At 55.8% G+C, this 23,589-nt stretch carries 20 protein-coding genes and 1 riboswitch; of the genes, 8 read left to right on the top strand and 12 right to left on the bottom strand.

Annotated elements, in window-relative coordinates:
- Positions 1–20: 20 nt before the first annotated feature.
- Positions 21–145, top strand: a riboswitch (TPP riboswitch).
- A gap of 117 nt (positions 146–262) precedes the next feature.
- The 8 genes from thiC (at position 263) to CKW09_RS01330 (ending at position 7,586) form a co-directional block, all read left to right on the top strand.
- Positions 263–2,206 carry a phosphomethylpyrimidine synthase ThiC gene (gene thiC / locus CKW09_RS01365; protein WP_061800437.1) on the top strand — a complete coding sequence of 648 codons (1,944 nt, stop codon included), beginning with the start codon at positions 263–265 and terminating at the stop codon, positions 2,204–2,206.
- Positions 2,199–2,849 (top strand): thiamine phosphate synthase, encoded by a 651-nt coding sequence (thiE, locus tag CKW09_RS01360; RefSeq protein ID WP_061800434.1) that lies wholly within the window; start codon positions 2,199–2,201, stop codon positions 2,847–2,849. Before thiC ends, thiE begins: the two co-directional genes overlap by 8 nt.
- Positions 2,842–3,591 carry a HesA/MoeB/ThiF family protein gene (locus tag CKW09_RS01355; RefSeq protein ID WP_095095122.1) on the top strand — a complete coding sequence of 250 codons (750 nt, stop codon included), beginning with the start codon at positions 2,842–2,844 and terminating at the stop codon, positions 3,589–3,591. Before thiE ends, CKW09_RS01355 begins: the two co-directional genes overlap by 8 nt.
- Complete coding sequence (thiS, locus tag CKW09_RS01350; RefSeq protein WP_061800430.1) at positions 3,588–3,788, top strand: sulfur carrier protein ThiS; 201 nt, start codon at positions 3,588–3,590, stop codon at positions 3,786–3,788. Before CKW09_RS01355 ends, thiS begins: the two co-directional genes overlap by 4 nt.
- A 1-nt stretch (position 3,789) precedes the next feature.
- Entirely contained in the window at positions 3,790–4,569 is a 780-nt protein-coding gene (locus CKW09_RS01345; RefSeq protein WP_061800429.1) for a thiazole synthase, read from the top strand.
- Positions 4,569–5,702, top strand: coding sequence for a 2-iminoacetate synthase ThiH (gene thiH, locus CKW09_RS01340; protein WP_061800426.1), 1,134 nt, complete (start codon positions 4,569–4,571; stop codon positions 5,700–5,702). Before CKW09_RS01345 ends, thiH begins: the two co-directional genes overlap by 1 nt.
- A 294-nt stretch (positions 5,703–5,996) precedes the next feature.
- Entirely contained in the window at positions 5,997–6,482 is a 486-nt protein-coding gene (locus CKW09_RS01335) for a thioesterase family protein (protein ID WP_197701094.1), read from the top strand.
- 288 nt (positions 6,483–6,770) lie between these two features.
- Entirely contained in the window at positions 6,771–7,586 is an 816-nt protein-coding gene (locus CKW09_RS01330; RefSeq protein ID WP_095095116.1) for a helix-turn-helix domain-containing protein, read from the top strand.
- On the opposite strand, the gene CKW09_RS01325 is transcribed toward CKW09_RS01330, so the two are convergent.
- The 12 genes from CKW09_RS01325 to tuf form a co-directional block, all read right to left on the bottom strand.
- Positions 7,572–8,849 carry a sensor histidine kinase gene (locus tag CKW09_RS01325; protein ID WP_095095113.1) on the bottom strand — a complete coding sequence of 426 codons (1,278 nt, stop codon included), beginning with the start codon at positions 8,847–8,849 and terminating at the stop codon, positions 7,572–7,574. The two genes, CKW09_RS01330 and CKW09_RS01325, sit on opposite strands and share 15 nt — an antisense overlap.
- A 1-nt stretch (position 8,850) precedes the next feature.
- Positions 8,851–9,315, bottom strand: a complete 465-nt coding sequence (locus tag CKW09_RS01320; protein ID WP_095095110.1) for an oxidoreductase — start codon at positions 9,313–9,315, stop codon at positions 8,851–8,853.
- Positions 9,315–9,761 (bottom strand): GNAT family N-acetyltransferase, encoded by a 447-nt coding sequence (locus tag CKW09_RS01315; RefSeq protein WP_095099954.1) that lies wholly within the window; start codon positions 9,759–9,761, stop codon positions 9,315–9,317. The genes CKW09_RS01320 and CKW09_RS01315 overlap by 1 nt, the downstream gene beginning before the upstream one ends.
- Positions 9,762–9,933: 172 nt before the next feature.
- Positions 9,934–14,160 carry a DNA-directed RNA polymerase subunit beta' gene (gene rpoC, locus CKW09_RS01310; protein ID WP_061800422.1) on the bottom strand — a complete coding sequence of 1,409 codons (4,227 nt, stop codon included), beginning with the start codon at positions 14,158–14,160 and terminating at the stop codon, positions 9,934–9,936.
- A gap of 118 nt (positions 14,161–14,278) precedes the next feature.
- Complete coding sequence (rpoB, locus tag CKW09_RS01305; protein ID WP_061800420.1) at positions 14,279–18,307, bottom strand: DNA-directed RNA polymerase subunit beta; 4,029 nt, start codon at positions 18,305–18,307, stop codon at positions 14,279–14,281.
- A gap of 332 nt (positions 18,308–18,639) precedes the next feature.
- Complete coding sequence (gene rplL / locus CKW09_RS01300) at positions 18,640–19,005, bottom strand: 50S ribosomal protein L7/L12 (protein WP_004957744.1); 366 nt, start codon at positions 19,003–19,005, stop codon at positions 18,640–18,642.
- Positions 19,006–19,070: 65 nt separating this feature from the next.
- Complete coding sequence (gene rplJ, locus CKW09_RS01295; RefSeq protein ID WP_020828745.1) at positions 19,071–19,568, bottom strand: 50S ribosomal protein L10; 498 nt, start codon at positions 19,566–19,568, stop codon at positions 19,071–19,073.
- Between the two features lie 338 nt (positions 19,569–19,906).
- A complete protein-coding gene (gene rplA, locus CKW09_RS01290; protein ID WP_061800419.1) occupies positions 19,907–20,611 on the bottom strand; it encodes a 50S ribosomal protein L1 in 705 nt (234 codons plus the stop codon).
- Between the two features lie 3 nt (positions 20,612–20,614).
- Complete coding sequence (gene rplK / locus CKW09_RS01285) at positions 20,615–21,043, bottom strand: 50S ribosomal protein L11 (RefSeq protein WP_061800418.1); 429 nt, start codon at positions 21,041–21,043, stop codon at positions 20,615–20,617.
- Positions 21,044–21,207: 164 nt separating this feature from the next.
- Positions 21,208–21,753, bottom strand: a complete 546-nt coding sequence (gene nusG / locus CKW09_RS01280) for a transcription termination/antitermination protein NusG (protein ID WP_004929914.1) — start codon at positions 21,751–21,753, stop codon at positions 21,208–21,210.
- A 1-nt stretch (position 21,754) separates the two neighbouring features.
- A complete protein-coding gene (secE, locus tag CKW09_RS01275; protein WP_004929916.1) occupies positions 21,755–22,138 on the bottom strand; it encodes a preprotein translocase subunit SecE in 384 nt (127 codons plus the stop codon).
- Positions 22,139–22,394: 256 nt separating this feature from the next.
- Positions 22,395–23,579, bottom strand: a complete 1,185-nt coding sequence (gene tuf / locus CKW09_RS01270) for an elongation factor Tu (protein WP_095095107.1) — start codon at positions 23,577–23,579, stop codon at positions 22,395–22,397.
- Positions 23,580–23,589 lie beyond the last annotated feature (10 nt).

Here is a 23,589-nt window from a genome sequence, read left to right as displayed (position 1 = left end):
TTATCCCTCCTATACTGGAGGGCATCTTGTCGGAGTGCCTAGCGCCTGATTTGTTCAACAAATTGGCCAGGCTGAGACCGTTAATTCGGGATCCGCGGAACCTGATCGGGTTAATACCCGCGAAGGGAACAAGAGTAATCTATCGCCATAGGCAGGATTTCTCCCCATTCGGGATGATCCGATCCTATCGGCCAGCATCATTACTCCCTCCGAGCTCCAGACAAGCAACTTTCCCAACCCAACACACTGGTAGGAACTTGCTATGTCTAACGTTAAGAAACCTCGTGCCCGTAAAGAGCAACGCGAAGCTGCCCAACAGTTTATCGACAGCCTGCAGGGGGTGGCCTTCCCCAGCTCACGCCGTATCTATCTGCAGGGTTCGCGCAGCGATGTGCAGGTGCCGATGCGCGAAATTCAGCTCAGCCCGACGCTGGTCGGCGGCGGCAAGGACAACCCGCAGTACGAACAGAACGAAGCCATCCCGGTGTACGACACCGCCGGCCCCTACGGCGATCCGCAGGCGCGGCTCGACGTGCATGCCGGCCTGGCCAGGCTGCGCGCCGGCTGGATCGAAGAACGCGGCGATACCGCGGTACTGAGCGGCGTCAGTTCCGGTTTCACCCAGCAGCGCCTGGCGGATGAAGGCTTGGATCACCTGCGCTTCGAACGCCTGCCGCTGCCGCGCAAGGCGCAACCGGGCAAGTGCGTGACCCAGTTGCACTACGCCCGCGCCGGCATCGTCACCCCGGAGATGGAGTTTATCGCCATCCGTGAAAACATGGGGCGCCAGCGCATCCGCGGCGAGGTCCTGCGCCAGCAGCATCCGGGCCAAAGCTGGGGCGCCAACCTGCCGGACAACATCACGGCGGAATTCGTGCGCCAGGAAGTGGCCGCCGGGCGCGCCATCATCCCCGCCAACATCAACCACCCGGAATCCGAACCGATGATCATCGGCCGCAACTTCCTGGTGAAGGTCAACGCCAACATCGGCAACTCGGCGGTGACCTCCTCGATCGAAGAGGAAGTGGAAAAGCTGGTGTGGTCCACCCGCTGGGGCGCGGATACCGTGATGGACCTGTCGACCGGCCGCTATATCCACGAAACCCGCGAATGGATCCTGCGCAACAGCCCGGTGCCCATCGGCACGGTGCCTATCTACCAGGCGCTGGAGAAGGTCAACGGCGTGGCGGAGAACCTGACCTGGGAAATGTTCCGCGATACCCTGCTGGAACAGGCGGAACAAGGGGTGGACTACTTCACCATTCACGCCGGCGTGCTGCTGCGCTATGTGCCGATGACCGCCAGGCGCCTGACCGGCATCGTCTCGCGCGGCGGCTCGATCATGGCCAAGTGGTGCCTGTCGCACCATCAGGAAAACTTCCTGTATCAGCACTTCCGCGAAATCTGCGAGATCTGCGCCGCCTATGACGTTTCGCTGTCGCTCGGCGACGGCCTGCGCCCAGGCTCGATTCAGGACGCCAACGACGAAGCGCAGTTCGCCGAGCTGCACACCCTGGGCGAACTGACCAAGATCGCCTGGGAATACGACGTGCAGGTGATGATCGAAGGCCCCGGCCACGTGCCGATGCAGATGATCCGCCGCAATATGACCGAAGAGCTGGAGCACTGCCACGAAGCGCCGTTCTATACCCTCGGCCCGCTGACCACCGATATCGCACCGGGTTATGACCACTTCACCTCCGGCATCGGCGCGGCGATGATCGGCTGGTTCGGCTGCGCCATGCTGTGTTACGTCACGCCGAAGGAGCATCTCGGCCTGCCGAACAAGGAAGACGTCAAACAGGGATTGATCACCTACAAGATCGCCGCCCACGCCGCCGATCTGGCCAAGGGCCACCCGGGCGCGCAGATCCGCGACAACGCCATGTCCAAGGCGCGCTTCGAGTTCCGCTGGGAAGATCAGTTCAACCTGGCGCTCGATCCGGCTACCGCGCGCGCCTACCACGACGAAACCCTGCCGCAGGAGTCCGGCAAAATCGCACACTTCTGCTCGATGTGCGGACCGAAATTCTGCTCGATGAAAATCTCGCAGGAGGTGCGCGACTACGCCGCCGCCCAGGAGGCCGCCAAACCGATAGAGGTGCAGCTGAACGGCATGGAAAAGATGTCGGCCGAATTCCGTTCGCGCGGCAGCGAGCTCTACCACAGCGCCGGCAACCTGCAAGAGGAAATGCGCAATGACTGATATCGCCACCCCGTTCCCCGCTACCCCGCACCGACTGGGATTGTACCCGGTGGTCGACAGCGTCGAGTGGATCGCCCGCCTGCTGGGCGCCGGCGTCAAGACAATCCAATTGCGCATCAAGGATCTGCCGGACGAACAGGTGGAGGAAGACATCGTCGCCGCCATCGCGCTGGGCAGACAATACGATGCGCGGCTGTTCATCAACGATTACTGGCGGCTGGCCGTCAAACACGGCGCCTATGGCGTACACCTCGGCCAGGAAGATCTGGATACCACCGATTTGGCGGCGATCCACCGCGCCGGGCTGCGGCTGGGCGTATCCACCCATGACGACGCCGAACTGGCGCGCGCCATCGCGGTAAAACCGTCTTATATCGCCCTCGGGCATATCTTCCCGACCCAAACCAAAGACATGCCTTCGGCGCCGCAGGGGCTGACGGAGCTGAAGCGCCACCTCGCCGGGTTGGCGGACTACCCGACGGTGGCGATCGGCGGGATCGGCATCGATCGCGTACCGGCGGTGTTGGCGTGCGGCGTCGGCAGCGTGGCGGTGGTGAGCGCCATCACCCAGGCGCCGGACTGGCGCGCGGCCACCGCCGAACTGTTGCGGCTGATCGAGGGCGAGGGGCGGGCTGATGCTTAACGACCAAGAGTTCCTGCGCTACAGCCGCCAGCTGCTGCTGGAAGACGTGGGCCCGGAAGGCCAGGAAAAGCTCAAACGCGCGACGGTGCTGATTGTCGGCCTGGGCGGTCTGGGGTCTCCGGCTTCGCTGTATCTGGCCGCCGCCGGCGTCGGCACGCTGCTGCTGGCCGACGACGATCGGCTGCACGTCACCAACCTGCAGCGCCAGATCCTGTATCGCAGCGCCGATACCGCCCAAAGCAAAGCCGCACTGGCGCGGCAGCAATTGCAGGCGCTGAATCCCCTGGTGGAGCCCATCGCACTGGAACAACGGCTGCAGGGGCAATCGCTGCATGATGCCGTCGCCCGCGCCGATCTGGTGCTGGACTGCTGCGACAACATGGCGACCCGCCACGCGGTGAACGCCGCCTGCGTGGCGGCCGGCAAACCGCTGATCAGCGGCAGCGCGGTGGGCTTCAGCGGCCAATTGCTGATGATTGAACCGCCCTACGAGCACGGCTGCTACGCCTGCCTGTATCCGGAGCTTACCGAGCCGCAGCGCAACTGCCGCACCGCCGGCGTGCTTGGCCCGGTGGTCGGGGTGATAGGCACCCTGCAGGCGCTGGAAGCCATCAAAACGCTGGCCGGCATGCCTGCGGCGCTCAGCGGCAAACTGCGCCTGTTCGACGGCAAGCAGCAAAGCTGGAGCACCCTGCAGCTCAGCCAGGCCAGCGCCTGCCCGGTATGCGGGGGAACGGCATGAAGATCCGGCTCAACGACCAACCGCTGGAGCTGGCGCCGCCGCTCAGCGTCGCCGCCCTGCTCGAACGGCTGGAACGCCACCAGCCGGGCACCGCGCTGGCGATCAATCAAACCATCATCCCGCGCGCCGACTGGGCCAGCCATCTGGTGCAAGACGGCGATGACATCCTGCTGTTTCAAGCGATCGCCGGAGGCTGACATGCTGAAAATCGCCGATACTCCCTTTACCTCCCGCCTGTTTACCGGCACCGGCAAGTTCGCCACGCCGGCGCTGATGCTCGAGGCGCTGCAGGCTTCCGGCTCGCAGCTGGTCACCATGGCCATGAAGCGCGTCGATTTGCGCGGCGGCAATGACGCCATCCTGGCGCCGCTGCGGCAGCTGGGCGTGCGCCTGCTGCCCAACACCTCCGGCGCCAAGACCGCCGCCGAGGCGGTGTTCGCCGCCCGACTGGCGCGCGAGGCGCTCGGCACCCACTGGGTGAAGCTGGAGATCCACCCCGACGTGAAATACCTGCTGCCGGACCCGATAGAGACGCTGAAAGCGGCGGAAACGCTGGTGAAAGACGGCTTTGTGGTGCTGCCCTACTGCGGCGCCGATCCGGTGCTGTGCAAGCGGCTGGAAGAAGCGGGCTGCGCGGCGGTGATGCCGCTCGGCGCGCCTATCGGCTCCAACCGCGGCCTGCGCACCCGCGATTTCCTCGAAATCATCATCGAACAGGCCAGGGTGCCGGTGGTGGTCGACGCCGGCATCGGCGCGCCGAGCCACGCGCTGGAAGCGATGGAGCTGGGCGCCGACGCGGTGCTGGTGAATACCGCCATCGCCGTGGCGCGCGATCCGGTGCAGATGGCGCGGGCGTTTCGCCTGGCGCTGGAGGCCGGTGAGCTGGCGCGCGCGGCCGGGCTGGGCGGCAGCCAACGCGGCGCCGCCGCCACCAGCCCGCTGACCGCTTTTCTCACCCACTCCGAGGAGGCGCAGTGATGACCGATGATTTCAGCAGTCGCCTGGCGCAGCTGGACTGGGACGATATCTCGCTACGCATCAACAGCAAAACCGCACGCGACGTGGAGCATGCGCTGAAGGCGGACAAGCTGACGCGCGACGATTTTATGGCGCTGATTTCCCCCGCCGCCGCCGCTTATCTGGAGCCATTGGCGCAGCGCGCACAGCAGCTGACCCGCCAGCGTTTCGGCAACGTGGTCAGCTTCTACGTACCGCTGTATCTGTCCAACCTGTGCGCCAACGACTGCACCTACTGCGGTTTCTCAATGAGCAACCGCATCAAGCGCAAAACGCTGGACGCCGGGGAAATAGAACGTGAGTGCCTGGCGATCAAGGCGTTGGGCTTTGAGCACCTGCTGTTGGTCACCGGCGAGCACCAGAGCAAGGTCGGCATGGACTATTTTCGCCGGCATATCCCGGCGATCCGCAGCCATTTCAGCTCGCTGATGATGGAGGTGCAGCCGCTGGCGCAGGAGGAGTACGCCGAGCTGAAAACGCTGGGGCTGGACGGCGTGCTGGTGTATCAGGAAACCTATCATCCCGCCACCTATCTGCAGCACCACCTGCGCGGCCAGAAACAGGACTTTTACTGGCGGCTGGCCACCCCCGATCGCTTGGGGCGCGCCGGGATCGACAAGATCGGCCTGGGCGCGTTGATCGGCCTTTCCAACAGCTGGCGCACCGACTGCTACCTGTTGGCGGAGCACCTGTTCTATCTGCAACAGACCTATTGGCAGAGCCGCTATTCGATCTCCTTCCCGCGGCTGCGCCCCTGCGCCGGCGGTATCGAACCGGCGTCGATCATGAGTGAGCCGCAGCTGGTGCAGTTGATCTGCGCCTTCCGCCTGTTCGCCCCGGACGTAGAGCTTTCGCTATCGACCCGCGAGTCGCCGTTCTTCCGCGATCACATGATCCCGGTGGCGATCAACAGCGTCAGCGCCGGATCCAAGACCCAGCCCGGCGGCTATGCCGACGACGTGCCGCCGGAGCTGGAGCAATTCGAGCCGCACGACGGCCGCAGCCCGCAACAGGTTGCCCAGGCGATCAGCGACGCCGGGCTGCAGCCGGTGTGGAAAGACTGGGACGGTTATCTGGGGCGCGGCGCGCAATAAGCTGCAAACCTTGCAGCGCTGCGGAAAAATCCATGGGCGGGCTGCGCAATGCCCGCCAACGCCGCTGGCGCCGCCAATCGCCGCGGTTATAGTGAGCCTGTCGGCCGCCAAACCCGGCGCCGACCGGGGCTGTTACCCTCTCGACGGCCCCGCCTTACCCTCGGATCGCGCCGGATGCCCTCCAGCGCGACTCCCCCTCCTTTACGGCCGCCGCTGCCGGCTACCCGATGGATATTTTGACAAAACAAACTGGTTGGACCACATTTAACCTTTCATCCCGGCGGAATAATCACCATGAACCTGTACCTGCGACTGCTTTGGATCTTGATCTCGTCATGCTGGAAACCGCGCATGTCGATGGATGCGCTCACCAACCGACTGGCGACCCGAGTATGGCTGAACGATATCGACATCAATCTGCATATGAATAACGGGCGCTATATGACGGTGTGCGATTTGAACCGGGTCGATTTGTTTATCCGCACCGGCCTGCTGGCGTTGATGCTGAAGCAACGCTGGTCGCCGATCGTCAGTCAACACACCATGGATTATAAAAAGGCGCTGCGGCCGTTTCAGCGCTACCAGGTCAGCATGGCCATTACCCACTGGGATGAGCGCTACTTCTATGCGACCCATACCTTCAGCGTGGGTGACAGGATCGTCGCGCAGGGCACTTCGCAGGCGGTGATTTTGGGGCGGGAAGGCGTGGTAGCGCCGGAGGTGGTGGTGGCCAGCGTGCGGCAATATCAGCAACGTCGCAGCGATGCCGTGAGTCCCTGATGCTGTAATGGCCCTGGTGTTGGCCGTATGTCTTTTTACTGCCTGCACTCGGCGTGAAGACGAGTGCAGGCAGCTTATTTTGTGAGACTGGCAGCCCCCCCAGGAACGCGAATCACACATATGAGTGCTAATTAATCATATCGACGATAAAATGTGAATGTCTTTTGAGTGTCTTTTTAAATTAAATTGAGTGTTATTTGAGTTTAATTAATAAAATCAAGTGGATATAACCACAGCCACCCTGACTTCATCTATAATCGAGCCGGCAGGCAGCCTCGGGACGCAAAAATGCTCGTGGTCAACATCAGAAAAATCGAGGTGATCATGAAGAAAACGCTAAATTACGCGGATGCAATCAGTACACTGCTGGCCCAGAAAGGGGTTGGCGACAGAAAACACGCATCGACGATGGCGAGCATACTGAACCTCCAGTACAACAGCGCCAAGCAGAAGCTGGACGGCAAAAGAGGCATTACTCTCGACGAGATCAACAAGGTATTTCAATACTTCAATGAATCATTTGAAGGACGCAGAGCCCATAACTGCGTCTTCATCCTCAACAACATACATAAACGATGCAATATTGAGGTTGACGACCAGCCGGTAGAACACCTTGATGATGCGGAAACCTATGCGTTCAGGAAAGACGATCTTTTTATTATTGACACCGGCAGAGATCAAAGCGCAGATGCAGAGCTGTATAAGGTCAGAAAAATAGATTTTTTGCCCGCGCCGAGGATAGCCATACTCGACAACGATCACGACATACTGGAATTGCTAAAGAAAATCACCACGCGATACGGCATTGAAACGGATACCTTCCCAACGGCGACGGCGATCATCGATAGCCTGGAGCCGTACCTCTACGAAGCCTTTATCCTTGATTGGCTATTAGACTTCGGCGAGACGTCCGAAAAGGTCGTAGAAAAAATAAAAGACCGGGTGGCCCCGCCTGCGAAAATCATCATCCTGACCGGCCAGTTAAACCACTATGAGAAAAACATAGGCGATATGATATTAAACTACGACGTACATTTGGTTGAAAAACCGGCCAAGCCGTTGATCATCTCTTCGTTGTTGCTTTCTCATTTATTTTTCAACTGATTTTATTGGCAGGCAAATGAAGAATGACGCCCCTTTGCCCTCGGTCGATTTTACTCTGATGGCGCCTTTCATCCTGGTCACATAATTCTTTATAATGGTTAGCCCCAATCCCAGCCCCTGACGCGTCTCTCTCTCCAGCCCCTGATTAAATGCCTTATATAATTTATCAATATTTTTAACGTTAAAACCGATGCCGTTATCCTTCACCAGAAGATAAAGACGGTCATTACATATTTTCACATTCACGATAACCGATCCACGATGCGTATATTTATCCGCATTACCCAATAAGTTGACGAGTATTCTGTACAGTTTGTACTTATCCGCATGAATTTTACCCGCATAAGACGAATACCGGACAATAAATTTATTGCGTCCTTCCCCGCCCCCCACCGCAGCGACGGCATCGTCAACCACATCATTAAGTGAGAAGAGGGAGTCGTTGACCTTTACCTCCCCCATCTCAATCCGTGAGTAATCCATCACCTCGCGCGTTTGCTCCGCTATTTTATTACCATGGTGCGAGATGAGCCTGGCTTCTTTTTTCAATGCATCCTGAACCAGTTCGTGCTCCATGATATCTGCCGCAATCACGATAGCCTGCGTTGATCCGGCGATCTCATGATAGATTGAGGAAATAAATATATTCTTATTTTTCACCATTTTCTTCAGCGAAAACGCATTTTTCAAGATAAGGAACATCATCAAAAAGATCAGCACCAACGAGAACATGGCGAACAGTTCGGTTTTACCTGAATTATCTTTGATGATATTTTTAACCTCAGTGAAATTCCTTATCTGTATTTTGTAGATTACTTCTTGAATATCGACCAGGGTGACTTCCATCTTGTCCATAAAGGAGAGTATATCGGCTCTTTTTTTCTTGCCATGCAACAGTTCAACGCTGAGTTGATCCAGCTCGGCATACTGTCGCTTCAAAACCGCAACGGTTTTTATAAACTCTTCGTCATAATAAAAAGAGTCGCTTAACGTAGAACGGCTTTCAAGAATGGCAATCTTTGATGCAAATATTTTTTTCTTCAGCATGAAACTATCGTAATTGTCCTCTTCCCCCTGCAATAGCGCAGTTTTCGTCCTTTCGAACGACAAAAAGAGAATTTCAGCGACAGAGTAGTTATCAAGATTGGGCTCAATCTGTTTGTACCGCTCTTTAACGCTGCCGAAGTTTACGGCGATCAATAAGATCAACAGCAACAGCGCCGCAACCAGGGTGGCAAGAGTCCCGATAAGTTTCTTACTCATTTTACTTAACCTCTAGCGCTTTTATTTGCCAAACGGTTTTGGCATTCACCTCAATGTTGCTCAACTCTGGGTGGCTATCGCGAGGGTAGATAATCGCAAATGGCCCTAACTCAGAAATATCCATGAGCTCATTATTTTTCTTATAGGCGATAATGACCTTGTATTTTTCCAGCTCGACGACGGGCATTGAATATGAATAATCATCCCAGGCGAAAGCGCGAACACTGTTTCCCGTCAGCCCATATTTTTTGGCCAACGCGGTAAACTCAACGCCGGTAAAAACAGCCTCGGGCGTGAAGTTGGTCGAGGTTGTAATCGAAGATGATGGCATCGCCTCCAACTCCTGCAGCGTGACTCTGACCTTCTGCCCATCGCTCTTTTTAAGATAAAAATAGTCAATGGCCGCATGGAGGGGGGCGCTAAAAAGACAAATCAGGAATAATGCTATCAGTCCTTTGATTTTCATTATTTATCGCCTTTATGTTTAACCAGTTCCGCCTGGCCAAATTCATCCTTGCCAATGGCAATCCAGCCACGCCGCTGATAAAACGCCTCAGCCCTGGAACCTGGATCGGTAGTCAGATGGATTGCTTCTGCACCATTGTCGAACAACCAGGCCGTCACGGCATCCAGTAAGGCAGAGCCAACACCTTTCGACTGATACTCCGGCTTGACGAATAATCCGCCAATCAGCGGTTCGGGAATAAAGAGACCAAAGCCGACGCCGGCATAATCTTCGCCGTATTTACAAATCCAGCCGCCGCCCTGGTTGATATCACCCAGCGCCTGAGTTCTCTGAAGATATTGGATCTGGTGTGGGTGAAGCGGGTTCTCTTCGACGGAAAATCTTATTTCATACAGATAAGGCAAGTGTTTCGCGGTAAGTTTTTCAAAGGTGAACAGGCTGTCCATATTTGTACAATCCTTAGTTTGTATTTGCGCGCAGACCATTACCCCCTCAAGCAGGGGCTTATTCATAGTAGCAAAAATTGCCCCTTCCGGAACGAGGCAAAAAAAACCGCCCCCGAAGGAGCGGTTTACTGGCAGAGGGTCCGGCAAGCCGGACCCGCGGCGCGTTCAACGATTACTCGTCGTCGCTGCCGCCCAGGTTGCCTGCATTGAGCAGTTCGGCCAGGTTGGCTGTCGCTTCTTCCGCGCTCACCTGCGGAACAACCGGCGCTTCGCCCTGTGCACGACGGCGCATGCGGTCCTGATGATAAGCGTAACCGGTACCGGCTGGGATCAGACGGCCCACGATGACGTTCTCTTTCAGGCCACGCAGTTCATCGCGCTTGCCGGCTACGGCAGCTTCGGTCAGAACGCGCGTCGTTTCCTGGAACGATGCGGCGGAGATGAAGGACTCGGTCGCCAAGGAAGCCTTGGTGATACCCAGCAGATCGCGGGAGAAGGTTGCCGGGATCTTGCCTTCAGCTTCGAGCTGACGGTTGGCAATCTTGACGCGTGAAACTTCAGCCTGCTCGCCTTCCAGGAACTCGGTGCCACCAGCGCTGACGATGGTGCCTTTACGCAGCATCTGACGAACGATAACCTCGATGTGTTTATCGTTAATCTTAACGCCTTGCAGACGGTAAACTTCCTGCACTTCGTTGGTGATGTAGCGGGTAACCGCATGCACACCACGCAGACGCAGAATGTCGTGCGGAGACTCTGGGCCGTCGGAAACAACGTCACCACGTTCCACAACTTCGCCTTCAAACACGTTGAGCTGACGCCATTTCGGAATCATCTCTTCGTAAGCGTCGCTGCCGTCCAACGGAGAGATCACCAGGCGACGTTTGCCTTTGGTCTCTTTACCGAACGAGATAATCCCGCTGATTTCAGCCAGGATCGCCGGCTCTTTCGGACGACGCGCTTCGAACAGATCCGCAACGCGTGGCAGACCACCGGTAATATCCTTGGTACCGCCGGATTCCTGAGGAATACGCGCCAGGGTATCACCCGCGCCGATCTGAATGCCGTCTTCCAGCTGCACAATCGCTTTGCCCGGCAGGAAGTATTGAGCAGGCATATCAGTACCTGGGATCAATACGTCGTCGCCTTTGGCGTCAACGATTTTCAGTGCCGGACGCAGGTCTTTACCGCTGCCGGTACGCTCTGCGCTGTCCAGTACCACCAGAGAAGACAAACCGGTCAGTTCGTCGGTCTGGCGAGTAATGGTCTGGCCGTCGATCATGTCGGCGAAGCGAATGAAACCGCTCACTTCGGTGATGACCGGCATGGTGTGCGGATCCCAGTTAGCCACGGTTTCGCCGCCGTTAACTTCCGCACCGTCACCTTTGCCCATCACGGCGCCGTAAGGCACTTTGTAGCTTTCTTTGGTACGGCCGAATTCGTCGATCAGCTTCAGCTCGGTATTACGTGAGGTAATAACCAGCTTGCCCGCTGCGTTCATAACGAACTTAACGTTGCTCAGCTTCAGGCTACCTTTGTTCTTAACCTGAATGCTGGACTCTGCCGCCGCACGAGATGCCGCACCACCGATGTGGAACGTACGCATCGTCAGCTGGGTACCCGGCTCACCGATGGACTGTGCCGCGATAACGCCGATGGCCTCGCCTTTGTTGATGATGTGGCCACGTGCCAGGTCGCGACCGTAGCAGTTTGCACACACACCAAAGTCGGTTTCACAGCTAACTACGGAACGGACTTTAACGCTGTCGACAGAATTCTCTTCCAACAGGTCACAGGTCTTCTCGTTCAGCAGGGTGTTGCGCGGCACCAGGATGTCAGCCGTACCCGGCTTGATGACATCTTCTGCAGTCACACGACCCAGAACGCGTTCGCGCAGCGGCTCTTTAACGTCACCACCTTCGATAACCGGAGTCATCAGGATGCCGTTGTGAGTGCCACAGTCGTCTTCGGTCACTACCAGGTCCTGCGCCACGTCAACCAGACGACGGGTCAGATAACCGGAGTTTGCCGTTTTCAGTGCGGTATCCGCCAGACCTTTACGCGCACCGTGCGTGGAGATGAAGTACTGGAGTACGTTCAGACCTTCACGGAAGTTCGCGGTGATTGGCGTTTCGATGATGGAGCCGTCCGGCTTCGCCATCAGACCACGCATACCGGCCAGCTGACGAATCTGAGCGGCGGAACCACGCGCACCGGAGTCGGCCATCATGAAGATGCTGTTGAAGGAAACTTGCTGTTCCACTTCGCCGTCACGGTTAACCACGTCTTCTACCGACAGGTTTTCCATCATCGCTTTGGCAACGCGTTCGTTCGCCGCAGCCCAGATATCGATCACTTTGTTGTAGCGTTCGCCGGCGGTAACCAGACCAGACTGGAACTGCTCCTGGATCTCGGCAACTTCGGTTTCCGCTTCTTCGATGATCTCCGCTTTCTTGGCCGGGATAACCATGTCGTCGATACCTACGGAAGCGCCTGAACGGGCCGCATAGGCAAAACCGGTGTACATGATCTGGTCGGCAAAGATAACGGTCGGCTTCAGGCCCAGGATGCGGTAACAGGTGTTCAGCATCTTGGAGATCGCTTTCTTGCCCAGAGGCTGGTTAACGATCGAGTACGGCAGACCTTTAGGTACGATCATCCACAGGATGGCGCGACCGATAGTGGTGTCGATAATGCTGGTCTGGGTCGTCCACTCGCCTTCTGCGGTTTTGACGTCTTCGGTGATACGCACTTTAACGCGCGCATGCAGCGACGCCAGACCGGCACGGTAAACGCGCTCGGCTTCTTTCGAACCGTTCAGCACCATGCCTTCGCCTTTGGCGTTAACACAGTCGCGGGTCATGTAGTACAGACCCAATACAACGTCCTGAGAAGGAACGATGATTGGCTCGCCGTTCGCTGGTGACAGAATGTTGTTGGTGGACATCATCAGCGCACGCGCTTCCAGCTGGGCTTCCAGCGTCAGCGGTACGTGAACGGCCATCTGGTCACCATCGAAGTCGGCGTTATAGGCCGCACACACCAGCGGGTGCAGCTGGATAGCTTTACCTTCGATCAGAACCGGTTCAAACGCCTGGATACCCAAACGGTGCAGGGTTGGCGCACGGTTCAGCAGTACCGGGTGTTCGCGGATAACTTCGTCCAGGATATCCCAAACGACGGCTTCTTCGCGCTCAACCATTTTCTTGGCGGCTTTGATGGTGGTGGCCAGGCCACGCAGCTCCAGCTTGCCGTAGATGAACGGTTTGAACAGCTCCAGCGCCATTTTCTTAGGCAGACCGCACTGATGCAGACGCAGGTATGGACCTACGGTGATAACAGAACGACCGGAGTAGTCAACGCGTTTACCCAACAGGTTCTGACGGAAACGACCCTGCTTACCTTTGATCATGTCGGCCAAAGATTTCAGAGGACGCTTGTTGGAACCGGTGATGGCACGACCGCGACGGCCGTTATCCAGCAGGGCGTCTACCGCTTCTTGCAGCATACGCTTTTCGTTGCGCACGATGATGTCAGGCGCGGCCAGATCCAGCAGGCGTTTCAGACGGTTGTTACGGTTGATCACGCGGCGATACAGATCGTTCAGATCCGAAGTCGCGAAACGACCGCCATCCAGCGGAACCAGCGGACGCAGATCCGGCGGCAGTACCGGCAGCACGGTCAGGATCATCCACTCCGGCTTGTTGCCAGACTGTACGAACGCTTCCAGCAGCTTGATACGCTTGGTCAGCTTCTTGCGCTTGGTTTCGGAGTTGGTTTCGTTCAGCTCTTCACGCAGCTGCTCGCACTCGGCTTCCAGATCCATGTTTTTCAACAGGGCCTGAATGGCTTCCGCACCCATCTTGGCGTCGAATTCGTCACCGAACTCTTCCAGCGCGTCCAGATACTGCTCTTCAGTCAGGATCTGACGGCGCTCGAGGTTGGTCATGCCGCCTTCAACCACCACATAGGATTCGAAGTACAGCACGCGTTCGATGTCACGCAGCGGCATATCCAGCAGCAAACCGATGCGCGAAGGCAGCGATTTCAGGAACCAGATGTGCGCAGTCGGCGAAGCCAGCTCGATGTGCCCCATGCGCTCACGGCGCACTTTGGTCTGGGTCACTTCAACGCCGCACTTCTCGCAGATCACGCCGCGGTGTTTCAAGCGCTTGTACTTACCGCACAGGCACTCGTAGTCTTTTACCGGCCCAAAGATACGGGCGCAGAAAAGGCCGTCGCGTTCAGGCTTGAACGTACGGTAGTTAATGGTTTCCGGCTTCTTAACTTCGCCGAACGACCACGAACGGATCATGTCTGGCGATGCCAGAGCAATCTTGATCGCATCAAACTCTTCGGTCTTAGTTTGCGCTTTCAGAAACTTCAATAAGTCTTTCACGGATTGGCTCCTGTCGGAGTTAAACCTGTTGGGTACCCACAACCGCAGTAGGTACCCGTGTGACCTGAACAACCACCCTCAGGCTCCCTAAGGCCGGGAGCCTGAGCCGGAACGACGATTACTCGTCTTCCAGTTCGATGTTGATACCGAGCGAGCGGATTTCTTTCAACAGTACGTTGAAGGACTCCGGCATGCCTGGTTCCATGCGGTGATCGCCATCCACGATGTTTTTGTACATCTTGGTACGGCCGTTAACGTCATCCGACTTAACGGTGAGCATTTCCTGCAGGGTATAAGCCGCGCCGTATGCTTCCAGTGCCCACACTTCCATCTCACCGAAGCGTTGACCACCGAACTGCGCTTTACCACCCAGAGGCTGCTGAGTAACCAAGCTGTAAGAACCGGTTGAACGGGCGTGCATTTTATCGTCAACCAAGTGGTTCAGTTTCAGCATGTACATATAGCCGACAGTAACCTGGCGCTCGAACTGCTCACCGGTACGGCCATCGAACAGCGTAATCTGACCGGAGGTCGGGATCCCGCCCATTTCCAGCAGCTGCTTGATTTCAGTCTCTTTCGCACCATCGAACACCGGCGTTGCGATCGGCATACCTTTTTTCAGGTTCTCTGCCAGACGCAGAACTTCGTCGTCGGTGAAGGTGTTCAGGTCAACTTTCTGGCAAACGTCGTCGCCCAGATCGTAGGCCTTCTGGATGAACTCACGCAGCTTGGCCACTTCCTGCTGCTGCTTCAGCATTTGGTTGATCTTCTCACCAATGCCTTTCGCAGCCATACCCAGGTGGGTTTCCAGGATCTGACCGATGTTCATACGTGATGGTACGCCCAGCGGGTTCAGTACGATGTCTACCGGCGTGCCGTTTTCATCGTAAGGCATATCTTCGATCGGGTTGATCTTGGAGATAACGCCCTTGTTACCGTGGCGGCCTGCCATCTTGTCACCCGGTTGGATCTGACGTTTAACGGCCAGATAAACCTTGACGATTTTCAGCACGCCCGGTGCCAGATCGTCGCCTTGGGTGATCTTGCGACGCTTGGCTTCCAGTTTCTTCTCGAAGTCGGATTTCAGTTCGTCGTATTGCTCCGCCAGCTGTTCCAGCTGGTTTTGCTTCTCTTCGTCGGTCAGGCCCAGTTCCAGCCAGCGATCGCGTGGCAGCTTGCTCAGCTTCTCGGCTTCGACGCCGCCGGCAACCAGCACCGCGTGGATACGCGCAAACAGACCGGCTTCCAGGATCTGCAGTTCTTCAGTCAGGTCTTTCTTCGCCTGCTTCAGCTGCATCTCTTCGATTTCCAACGCACGCTTGTCTTTTTCCACGCCATCGCGGGTGAAGACCTGCACGTCGATAACCGTACCGGAAACGCCGTTTGGTACGCGCAGAGAAGAGTCTTTAACGTCAGACGCTTTCTCACCGAAGATCGCACGCAGCAGCTTCTCTTCCGGCGTCAGCTGGGTTTCGCCTTTCGGCGTGACCTTACCGACCAGAATGTCGCCACCGGTCACTTCAGCACCGATATACACGATACCGGATTCATCCAGCTTGGAGAGCGCAGCTTCACCCACGTTAGGGATGTCGGCGGTGATCTCTTCAGGCCCCAGCTTGGTGTCGCGAGACACGCACGCCAGTTCCTGGATGTGGATGGTGGTGAAGCGATCTTCCTGCACCACGCGCTCGGAGACCAAGATGGAGTCTTCGAAGTTGTAGCCGTTCCAAGGCATGAAGGCTACGCGCATGTTCTGGCCCAGCGCCAGTTCGCCCAGATCCGTAGAAGGGCCATCCGCCAGCACGTCGCCGCGCTCGATTGGCTCGCCCAGGTTCACACACGGCATCTGGTTGATGCAGGTGTTCTGGTTAGAACGGGTGTACTTGGTCAGGTTATAAATGTCGATGCCTGCTTCGCCCGGGTACATCTCGTCTTCGTTAACCTTGATAACGATACGGGAAGCATCCACGTACTGGATCACGCCGCCGCGTTTGGCCACGGCGGTAACGCCGGAGTCAACCGCTACAGCACGTTCCATACCGGTACCTACCAGCGGCTTGTCGGCGCGCAGGGTTGGAACCGCCTGACGTTGCATGTTCGCACCCATCAATGCACGGTTGGCGTCATCGTGTTCCAGGAATGGAATCAGTGAGGCACCAACGGAGACAACCTGCTGGGTCGATACGTCCATATAGTCAACCTGGTCGCGGCTGAACAGGCTCGATTCGCCTTTGCTACGACAGGTGACCAGGTCTTCTACGAAGCGGCCTTCATCATCCAGGTTGGAGTTCGCCTGAGCGATAACGAAGTTGCCTTCTTCAATAGCAGACAGGTAGTTGATTTCATCGGTCACCACGCCGTCGCGCACGCGGCGGTACGGGGTTTCCAGGAAGCCATACTCGTTAGTCTGTGCGTACACGGACAGGGAGTTGATCAGACCGATGTTCGGGCCTTCCGGCGTTTCGATTGGGCACACGCGACCGTAGTGAGTCGGGTGTACGTCTCGAACTTCAAAGCCGGCGCGTTCACGGGTCAGACCGCCCGGGCCCAGTGCGGAGATACGGCGCTTGTGCGTGATCTCGGACAACGGGTTGTTCTGGTCCATAAACTGAGACAGCTGGCTGGAGCCGAAGAACTCTTTCACCGCCGCCGAAATCGGCTTGGCGTTGATCATGTCCTGAGGCATCAGGGTATCCAGATCGCCCAGGGACAGACGCTCTTTCACCGCACGCTCAACGCGCACCAGACCGACGCGGAACTGGTTCTCGGCCATTTCGCCGACGGAACGGATACGACGGTTGCCCAAGTGGTCGATATCGTCCACTTCACCTTTACCGTTACGGATATCGATGAGCTTCTTCATCACTTCGATGATGTCGTCTTTGCTCAGGATGCCCGAACCTTCGATCTCGTCACGCAGCAGAGAACGGTTGAACTTCATGCGGCCAACCGCGGACAGGTCGTAGCGGTCTTCGGAGAAGAACAGATTCTCGAACAGGCTTTCGGCGGCTTCGCGCGTCGGCGGCTCACCAGGGCGCATCATGCGGTAGATTTCTACCAGCGCACTCAGACGATCGTTGGTTGGGTCGACGCGTACGGTCTCGGAAATGTACGCACCGTGGTCCAGATCGTTGGTGAACAGCGTTTCGATACGCTTGTGGCCAGACTGGCTCAGCTTGGCCAGCAGATCCAGCGACAGCTCCATGTTGGCTGTGCAGATCAGTTCGCCGGTATTGGTATCGATATAGTCTTTCGCGACCACTTTGCCCGCGATGTACTCAACCGGTACTTCAATACTTTGAATTTCGTCTTTTTCGAGCTGACGGATATGACGAGCGGTGATGCGACGGCCTTTCTCTACGTAGATCTTGCCGTTGGCTTCGATATCGAACGAAGCGGTCTCACCACGCAGACGCTCTGGAACCAGCTCCATCTGCAGCTTGTTATCGCGGATCTCGAAAACAATTTTGTCAAAGAACAGGTCGAGGATCTGTTCAGTGGTGTAGTTCAACGCGCGCAGAATGATGGTCGCAGGCAGTTTGCGGCGACGGTCAATACGCACGAACAGGTTGTCTTTCGGGTCAAACTCGAAATCCAGCCATGAACCGCGGTAAGGAATGATACGTGCGTTATACAGCACTTTACCCGAGGAGTGGGTTTTACCCTTATCGCTGTCAAAGAATACGCCAGGGCTACGATGCAGCTGAGATACGATAACCCTCTCAGTACCGTTGATTACAAAGGTACCGTTTTCGGTCATGAGCGGAATTTCGCCCATATAGACTTCTTGTTCCTTGATGTCTTTGACCGTACCTTCCGGAGCTTCACGCTCATAGATGACCAGGCGCAGTTTTACGCGCAGCGGTGCAGAGAACGTCACACCACGGATCTGGCACTCTTTGACGTCGAAGACCGGCTCACCAAGACGGTAGCTAACGTATTGCAGCTCCGAATTGCCACTGTAGCTCTGGATAGGGAAAACAGAACGGAAGGCGGCTTCTAAGCCGTACTGCCCTTCTGGGTCTTGCTCGATGAACTTCTGGAACGAGTCAAGCTGGATAGAAAGGAGATATGGTATGTCCAGAACTTGTGGACGCTTACCAAAATCCTTACGAATACGTTTTTTCTCGGTATAGGAGTAAACCATAGGGTTCCTCAGCTCGCTGGAAAGTCGAACCTATCTGTCCGTCCGGATAGGGGACGGTTCATGCAACACCGTTTTGTCGACCGGAAAGCGGGAACACTTTCCGCAATACCTCTTTTCTATCACTCTTAAATCATTTCATTGCGCCGTGCGGCAGATTCGGCTGCGGCAAAAAGGAGCAGTATATTAAGTCGTCGATAGAAAAAGATATTGGGGTTAGCCAGTAGCCAAACAGTGTGAAACTCTACTGACGCCCTACAGCGCAAAAAGGCTGGTGACCAAAAAGTCACCAGCCATCAGTCTGTTAAGCCAGACTGTACTCTGAGAAGTTAAACTTATTTAACTTCAACAGAAGCACCAGCTTCTTCCAGAGATTTTTTCAGAGCTTCAGCGTCGTCTTTGCTGATGCCTTCTTTCAGTACTGCTGGAGCAGATTCTACCAGGTCTTTGGCTTCTTTCAGGCCCAGACCGGTTGCGCCACGTACTGCTTTGATAACAGCAACTTTGTTGCCACCAACAGCAGACAGTACAACGTCGAACTCAGTTTTTTCTTCAGCAGCTTCAGCTGGACCTGCAGCAACAGCTACAGCGGCAGCAGCAGACACGCCGAATTTTTCTTCCATAGCGGAAACCAGTTCAACAACGTCCATTACGGACATAGCGGCAACTGCTTCCAGGATTTGGTCTTTAGTGATAGACATAACAATTGTTCCTAAAATTCAGAAATAGTTTAAATACGTTAGCAAAGGCTAAGAAAGACAGTGGCTTATGCCGCTTCTTTCTGATCGCGCAGTGCAGCCAGAGTGCGAACCAGTTTGCCGGCAGCGGCTTCTTTCATGGTTGCCATCAGGCGTGCGATTGCTTCATCGTAAGTAGGCAGCGTTGCCAAGCGGTCGATTTGTGCCGCAGGGATCAGCTCACCTTCAAAGGCCGCAGCTTTAACCTCGAACTTTGCATTCGCTTTCGCGAACTCTTTGAACAGACGAGCAGCAGCGCCCGGGTGTTCGTTAGAGAATGCAATCAAGGTAGGACCGACAAACGTGTCTTTCAGGCATTCGAATGGAGTGCCTTCAACTACGCGACGCATCAGGGTGTTGCGAACAACACGCATGTAAACGCCAGCTTCACGACCTGCTTTACGCAGTTCAGTCATTTTATCAACGGTAACGCCGCGAGAATCCGCAACAACCGCAGACAGCGCGCCTTTGGCTACTTCGTTGACTTCAGCAACAATCGCTTGTTTGTCTTGAAGATTTAATGCCATTAGCTTTTTGCTCCTGGATTAGCCGGGGAAAATCCCCGGAACTCACTTCACTCAGCACCTTGTGAAACACGCGGTGAGAGCGCTGAAACACGGTGAGCAGAATCCAGCAAAGACCATTCTTTTATAAAAAAGAAAAAAATTCTTTAGGCTCTGTCACCGTCTACGCAGGAAGATTAAGTACCTTTCGATACACCTGCGGTCTTGGACGGAGGCCTGGATAGGCCAGGCTCCAACCGAAAATTCTGTTGTTTCGCTTTAGGCAAGCCAATAGCAAAACCTTGGGGCATAAGATTCTAGACAAATCTTGGCCCCAAGTCAAAGCGATAATCGCAGGGCGATTAGTTCGCTACGGCAGTCAGGCCGCTTTGATCGATAGCAACGCCAGCACCCATGGTGGTGGAGAGGCTAACTTTCTTGATGTACACGCCTTTCGCCTGAGATGGTTTTGCTTTTTTCAGCGCAACCAGCAGGGCTTCCAGGTTTTCTTTCAGCTTGTCTGACTCGAAATCAACCTTACCGATAGTGGTATGGATGATGCCGTTTTTGTCGTTACGGTAACGAACCTGACCTGCTTTAGCGTTTTTCACTGCTTCAGCAACGTTCGGCGTCACGGTACCCACTTTCGGGTTCGGCATCAGGCCACGTGGACCCAGGATCTGGCCCAGTTGACCTACAACGCGCATTGCATCCGGGGAAGCAATAACAACGTCGAAGTTCATTTCGCCTTTCTTGATCTGGTCTGCCAGATCGTCCATACCTACCAGCTCTGCGCCAGCAGCTTTAGCTGCTTCAGCGTTAGGGCCCTGGGCAAATACGGCAACGCGAACGGAACGACCGGTGCCGTGTGGCAGAACGGTAGCGCCACGAACGTTTTGGTCAGATTTACGCGCGTCGATACCCAGGTTAACGGATACGTCTACGCTTTCTACGAATTTAGCGGTGGCCAGCTCTTTCAGCAGAGCAACAGCTTCGGTGATGTCATACTGTTTAGTAGCATCAACTTTGTCACGGATCACGCGCATGCGCTTGGTCAGCTTAGCCATCTCTTAATCCTCCACTACCAGGCCCATGGAACGAGCAGTACCTTCGATGGAGCGAATCATCGCTTCAGCGTCAGAACCAGTCATGTCCGCAGCTTTGGTTTCTGCGATTTCACGTACCTGAGCACGAGTCACTTTACCTACTTTGTCTTTGTTCGGCTTGCCGGAACCAGACTTGATACCAGCCGCTTTTTTCAGCAGAACTGCTGCCGGCGGGGTTTTGGTAACGAAAGTGAAGGAGCGATCAGAATAAACGGTAATAACAACCGGGATCGGCAGGCCTTTCTCAACGCTGTCAGTCTTAGCGTTGAATGCCTTACAGAATTCCATGATGTTAACGCCTTGCTGACCCAGAGCTGGACCGACTGGCGGGCTCGGGTTAGCCATACCGGCTGCAACCTGCAGCTTGACGTAGGCTTGTACTTTCTTGGCCATTTAAATTTCCTCGGTTTGGGTAGTATCGCCTCGCGAGAGGCTCCCCGTGTTTCGCCCCGCTCAATGCGATCGAGCAAGGCATCTAAAAACAAAAGGCGCGAAATTATAGTTCAATTTCGCGCCTCTGACAAGTGGCAAAACGCCGCTCGCTGCTGATTAATTGATCAGCCTTTTTCGACCTGGCTGAAGTCCAGTTCCACCGGCGTTGCACGGCCAAAGATGGAGACGGACACTTTCAGGCGGCTCTTTTCGTAATCCACTTCTTCGACCACGCCGTTGAAGTCGGCAAACGGGCCATCGTTAACGCGGACCAGTTCACCCGGTTCGAACAGCGTTTTCGGACGCGGCTTATCACCCACCTGCTGCAGGCGGTTCATAATCGCATCAACTTCTTTATCGCTGATCGGCGCCGGACGGTCTGAGGTGCCGCCGATGAAACCCATAACGCGCGGAACGCTGCGCACCAGGTGCCAGCTGGCGTCGTTCATTACCATCTGCACCAGCACGTAGCCCGGGAAGAATTTACGTTCGCTCTTGCGGCGCTGGCCGCCACGGATTTCAACCACTTCTTCCGTAGGCACCATGACTTCGCCGAACAGCTCTTCCATATCGTGCAGTTTGATGTGCTCACGCAGCGATTGCGCTACGCGACCTTCAAAACCGGAAAACGCCTGAACGACGTACCAACGTTTTTTTGGAGCTTCAGACATTTTAGAACCTCAGGCCAGTAATAAACGATACCAGACGGACCAGAATACCATCCAGCCCCCACAGAATCAGTGACATCACGGCGGTTACCGCGGCAACGATCAACGTGGTGTGTAGCGTTTCCTGACGAGTTGGCCAAATCACTTTGCGTACTTCGGTACGCGCTTCGCGAGCAAACGCGACGGTGGCTTTGCCTTTGGTGGTCATCAGAGCCACTGCACCTGCAACGGCGATGATCAGTACAACTGCCAGCGCGCGCAATGGCAGGCTTAAATCACGGTAGTAATAGTTACCGACAATAGCCACAACCAACAGCACGGCGACGATCAGCCACTTAGCCGCTTCCAGGCCGCGCCCGCTCCCTTGAGCCTCGGTATTCGCACTCATAAACCAACCTGTCACAATGATTCAGAACAAACAACTTTGCCTCGCAGTGCGAGGCAAACCAAACCGATCAGATGCCGTTCGCCGGCATCTCGGTGTTTTACGCTATGACGTATCTCAGTCAATACGGTTTAAGAGCCCATCTCACCAATGATTATGACTGCAAAATCGCTGATGAGATAGGTTCTAGTTCACAGCGTAGAAAAAGGGCATCAAATGATGCCCTTTTACCGCATGTCGCGTCAAACGTTATCAGCGATTAAGCGATAACTTTGGCAACAACACCAGCGCCAACGGTACGGCCGCCTTCACGGATTGCGAAACGCAGGCCGTCATCCATCGCGATTGGGTGGATCAGGGTGACTTTCATGTTCACGTTGTCGCCAGGCATTACCATCTCGACGCCTTCTGGCAGTTCGATGGTACCGGTCACGTCAGTAGTACGGAAGTAGAACTGTGGACGGTAGCCTTTGAAGAATGGCGTGTGACGACCACCTTCTTCTTTGCTCAGGATGTACACTTCTGAATCGAACTGAGTGTGCGGCTTGATGGAACCTGGTTTAGCCAGAACCTGACCACGTTCGATGTCTTCACGCTTGATACCACGCAGCAGAACACCTACGTTCTCACCGGCACGGCCTTCGTCCAGCAGTTTGCGGAACATTTCAACGCCGGTACAGGTAGACTTGACGGTGTCTTTGATACCAACGATTTCAACTTCTTCGCCAACTTTGATGATACCGCGCTCAACACGACCGGTAACCACGGTACCACGACCGGAGATGGAGAATACGTCTTCGATTGGCAGCAGGAACGGCTTGTCGATAGCGCGCTCTGGTTCTGGGATGTAGGAATCCAGCGCTTCGGCCAGCTCGATGATTTTAGCTTCCCACTCGGCTTCGCCTTCCAGCGCTTTCAGCGCGGAACCGCGGATCACCGGCAGGTCATCGCCAGGGAAGTCGTAAGCGGACAGCAGTTCGCGAACTTCCATTTCTACCAGTTCCAGCAGCTCTTCATCATCAACCATGTCGCATTTGTTCATGAACACGATGATGAAAGGAACGCCAACCTGGCGACCCAGCAGGATGTGCTCACGGGTCTGAGGCATTGGGCCGTCAGTCGCAGCAACAACCAGGATAGCGCCGTCCATCTGCGCAGCACCGGTGATCATGTTTTTCACGTAGTCGGCGTGCCCTGGGCAGTCGACGTGCGCGTAGTGGCGAGTCGGGGTGTCATACTCAACGTGGGAAGTGTTGATGGTGATACCACGAGCTTTTTCTTCTGGCGCGTTATCGATCTGGTCGAAAGCACGTGCAGCACCGCCGTAGGTTTTAGCCAGAACGGTAGTGATAGCTGCAGTCAGGGTAGTTTTACCATGGTCAACGTGGCCGATAGTACCGACGTTAACGTGCGGTTTTGTACGTTCAAACTTTTCTTTAGACATCGATTGTCCC

Source organism: Serratia ficaria (genome assembly GCF_900187015.1).
GTDB lineage: Bacteria > Pseudomonadota > Gammaproteobacteria > Enterobacterales > Enterobacteriaceae > Serratia > Serratia ficaria.
The sequence above is the reverse complement of the archived record's forward strand: the minus strand, read 5'-3'. Positions and strand labels throughout refer to the sequence as shown.